This window comes from Burkholderia sp. Ac-20384 (assembly GCF_017104605.1).
Classification (GTDB): Bacteria; Pseudomonadota; Gammaproteobacteria; order Burkholderiales; family Burkholderiaceae; genus Burkholderia; species Burkholderia lata.
The window spans coordinates 1-1,061 of sequence record NZ_JAAGPE010000694.1 but is presented as its reverse complement, the minus strand read 5'-3'; the positions used below and the strand labels follow the sequence as shown (position 1 = coordinate 1,061).

Sequence of the window (1,061 nt, the reverse complement as noted above, 5' to 3'; positions counted from 1 at the left end):
GTAGTGATCGTATCGGCCGCGCGGACCGCGGTCGGCAAATTCGGCGGTTCGCTTGCGAAGATTGCGGCGCCCGAGCTGGGCGCGACGGTGATCCGCGCGGTGCTGGAGCGTGCGGGCGTGAAGCCCGAGCAGGTGAGCGAAGTGATCATGGGCCAGGTGCTGACGGCCGGCTCCGGGCAGAACCCGGCACGGCAGTCGCTGATCAAGGCCGGGCTGCCGACGGCAGTGCCGGGGATGACGATCAACAAGGTGTGCGGCTCGGGCCTGAAGGCCGTGATGCTGGCGGCGAACGCGATCGTCGCGGGTGATGCCGAGATCGTGATCGCGGGGGGCCAGGAGAACATGAGCGCGTCGCCGCACGTGCTGCCGGGCTCGCGCGACGGGTTCCGGATGGGCGACGCGAAGCTGGTCGACACGATGATCGTCGACGGCCTGTGGGACGTGTACAACCAGTACCACATGGGCATCACGGCGGAGAACGTCGCGAAGGAATACGGGATCACGCGCGAAGAGCAGGACGCCTTCGCGGCGCTGTCGCAGAACAAGGCGGAAGCCGCGCAGAAGGCCGGCCGCTTCAACGATGAAATCGTGCCGGTGGCGATTCCGCAACGCAAGGGCGAGCCGCTGCAGTTTGCGACGGACGAATTCGTGCGTCACGGCGTGACGGCGGAATCGCTGTCCGGGCTGAAGCCGGCGTTCTCGAAGGACGGCTCGGTGACGGCGGCGAACGCGTCGGGGCTGAACGACGGCGCGGCGGCGGTGCTGGTGATGTCGGCGCAGAAGGCGGCGGCACTCGGCCTGACGCCGCTGGCGCGGATCAAGGCGTATGCGAATGCGGGCGTGGATCCGAGCGTGATGGGCATGGGCCCGGTGCCGGCCTCGCGCCGGTGCCTGGAGCGCGCGGGCTGGACGCCGGGCGACCTGGACCTGATGGAGATCAACGAGGCGTTCGCGGCGCAGGCGCTGGCGGTGCACAAGCAGATGGGCTGGGACACGTCGAAGGTGAACGTGAACGGCGGGGCGATCGCGATCGGCCACCCGATCGGCGCGTCGGGCTGCCG

General features: G+C 69.5%; 1 protein-coding gene. It reads left to right on the top strand.

Annotated elements, in window-relative coordinates:
• A partial coding sequence (locus G3O00_RS42885) for an acetyl-CoA C-acetyltransferase (protein ID WP_241025618.1) occupies positions 1 to 1,061 on the top strand: 1,061 nt, incomplete at both ends.